The sequence below is a fragment of the Streptomyces sp. NPDC007095 genome (genome assembly GCF_040634475.1).
Classification (GTDB): domain Bacteria; phylum Actinomycetota; class Actinomycetes; order Streptomycetales; family Streptomycetaceae; genus Streptomyces.
The window spans coordinates 1-2,661 of the sequence record NZ_JBEYFS010000470.1; the positions used below are offsets into that span (position 1 = coordinate 1).

General features: G+C 74.1%; 2 protein-coding genes and 1 pseudogene. 2 read left to right on the plus strand and 1 reads right to left on the minus strand.

Going from position 1 to position 2,661, the window contains the following annotated elements; all coding sequences use genetic code 11:
• Positions 1 to 80: 80 nt before the first annotated feature.
• A pseudogene (locus ABZ656_RS57390) lies at positions 81 to 716 on the plus strand (LysR substrate-binding domain-containing protein); the annotation flags it as partial.
• 225 nt (positions 717 to 941) lie between these two features.
• Positions 942 to 1,907, plus strand: a complete 966-nt coding sequence (locus ABZ656_RS57395) for an aminoglycoside phosphotransferase family protein (RefSeq protein WP_360280630.1) — start codon at positions 942 to 944, stop codon at positions 1,905 to 1,907.
• On the opposite strand, the gene ABZ656_RS57400 is transcribed toward ABZ656_RS57395, so the two are convergent.
• On the minus strand, positions 1,876 to 2,544 hold the full coding sequence (locus ABZ656_RS57400) for a gamma-glutamyl-gamma-aminobutyrate hydrolase family protein (protein WP_360280633.1): 669 nt from the start codon (positions 2,542 to 2,544) through the stop codon (positions 1,876 to 1,878). The genes ABZ656_RS57395 and ABZ656_RS57400 overlap by 32 nt on opposite strands.
• Between the last annotated feature and the right edge of the window lie 117 nt (positions 2,545 to 2,661).

Sequence of the window (2,661 nt, forward strand, 5' to 3'; positions counted from 1 at the left end):
GTCGTTCTTGTCCGGCTGGTCGGTGTAGACCATGCGGTGGAGCGACTCCTCGATGGCGGAGACCTTGCTCTCCTCCGGCCGCGGGGGCGCAGGCGTTGCGGGACCGGCGGGACTCGCGGCTTCGGGTGGCGGCGAGCATGACCATCGCCGAGTATCTGCTGCCGGGGTGGCTGCTCGCGCTGCGCGCGCAGCGGCCGGACACGGCGGTGTCGCTGCTCGCCGGGAACTCGACGGCCGTCGCGGAACGTCTCCTCGCGGGCGAGGCCGATCTCGGCTTCGTGGAGGGACTGTCCGTGCCGCCCTCCCTCGACTCGACGGTCATCGCGCACGACCGGCTGATCGTGGTGACGGCGCCGGGGCATCCGTGGGCCCGGCGTCGCGCGCCGCTCGCGGGGGCGGAGCTGGCCGCGACGCCGTTGATCCTCCGGGAGGAGGGGTCGGGTACGCGGCAGGTTCTCGACGCGGCGTTGGGCGGGTTGGCGCGGCCGTTGATCGAGCTTTCCTCGACGACCGCGGTGAAGGCGGCGGCCGTGAGCGGGGCGGGGCCCGCCGTCCTGAGTGAGCTGGCCCTCGGGGAGGAGCTGTCGACCCATCGCCTGGTGAGCATCCCGCTCTCCGACATCCAACTCCGCCGTGCCCTCCGGGCGGTCTGGCCCACGGGCCACCGCCCCACGGGCCCGGCACGCGAACTGCTCTCACTGACGCGAGGCGTGTAGGCCGCCACCCCGGGGTGAGTGTGTCGGCTGCGGGCCGGTGGCGGCCGATCGCGCAGTTCCCCGCGACCCTGAAAGCCGTCAGCCCGTCCGGCGTTTGAGGACGAGGCCGTTCAGGCCGATGAGGGCCCCTGGGGGCGGAGCCCCCAGGGGACGGGAATGGGTAAGGGCGGCTGGGGCGGAGAAATCGGTGGCGGTCGGGGTCAGGGGCCCCGCAGGATGCCAGGCATGACTCCGACCGCCCCGCCTGCCGCGGGCTCGCGCACACCCTGGGAAGAACTCCCTCGCACGCTGCGCGACGCCGTCGCGGACGTGCTCGGCTCGCCGGTGCGGACGGCCGTCACGCAGGAGGGCGGCTTCTCGCCCGGCGCTGCCGCCCGCGTGACCACCACGGACCACCGCCGTGCGTTCGTGAAGGCGGTCAGCGCAGAGACGAACCCCGACAGCCCCTCCCTGCACCGGACGGAGGCGAGGAACGCCTCCCTGCTCCCGCCGAACACCCCGGCCCCCAGGCTCCTCGGCACCTACGACGACGGTACCTGGGTCGCTCTCGTCTTCGAGGACGTGGCGGGCCGTCAGCCCCATGTCCCTTGGCGGGAGGGCGAGTTCAGACGCGTACTCGACGCCGTCGAGGAGTTGGGCCGCGCCCTGACGCCGGCACCGTTCGACGCCCCGACCGCCGCCCAGTCCCTGGCCCACGCCTTCCAGGGGTGGCGGCAGCTCATCGACTCCGGGGGCACCGCGGGCGAGGGCCTCGACCCGTGGACCGCGGCGCACCTGCACGAGTTGGCCGAACTCTCCGACCCGTGGGCCGAGTTCGCCACCGGTGACACCCTCGCGCACGCCGACCTGCGCGCGGACAACGTCCTGCTCACGCAGGACGGCAGGGTCGTCTTCGTCGACTGGCCGCATGCCGTGCGCGCCGCCCCGTGGTTCGACCTGCTGGTGATGCTTCCGTGCGTCCGCGCCCAGGGCGGCCCCGACCCGGAAGAGGTGTTCACCACCCACCCGCTGGGCCGCGACGCCGACCCGGACGGCGTCACCGCCACCCTCGCGGCCCTCGCCGGCTACTTCGTCCGGCACTCCCGGCAGCCACCGCCCCCGGGGCTGCCGACCCTGCGCGCCTTCCAGCACGCCCAGGGCGCCGCCGCCCTCGACTGGCTCAGGAAGCGGCTCGCACCAACGCCCGCATGACCCTCAGGTCCTCGCCCATCTCGGGATGCCACTGCACACCCAACACCCAGCGGGGAGAGGGGAGTTCGATCGCCTCCACCGTTCCGTCGAGTGCGTGCGCCGAGGCCGTCAGTCCCTCTCCGAGGCGTTCGACCGCCTGATGGTGATACGTCGGCACGGCACATGGCTCCGGCACGACATCCCCGTACAGACTCCCCGCCACCGGCGTCACCTCGTGCGGCCCGAAGACCCCGACGTCCTTCACATGCCCGTCGATGTGCTGGACGAGCGTGCCGCCGAGGGCGACGTTGAGGAGCTGCATGCCCCGGCAGATGCCGAGGAGCGGGGTGTCGGCGGCCAACGCGGCGTCGATCAGGGCGAGTTCCCAGGCGTCGCGGGCGGCGGCCGGGGGTCCGGTCCGCGGGGAGCGCTCGGCGCCGTAGTGGACCGGGTCGACATCGGGGCCGCCCGCGATCACGAGGCCGTCGAGACGGGCGACGACCGACGCGGCGTGGGAGGGGTCGTCCGGCGGCAGCATCGCGGCGATACCCCCCGCCGCCTGGACGAGCCGCGGATAGCCGGCCGGCAGCAGCGCGGCCTCCAGCTCCCACACCCCCCAGCGCGCCCCGGCCTCCAGATACGTACTCACGCCGATCAGCGGTCTGCCCACGCCGCTCACACCGCTCACGCCGCTCACGCCGCTCACGCCGCTCACGCCGCTCACGCCGCTCACGCCGCTCACGCCGCTCACGCCGCTCACGCCGCTCACGCCGCT

Coding starts and splice junctions, on each gene's coding strand:
- ABZ656_RS57395 (WP_360280630.1), top strand. CDS start 942: ATGACTCCGACCGCCCCGCCTGCCGCGGGCTCGCGCACACCCTGGGAA.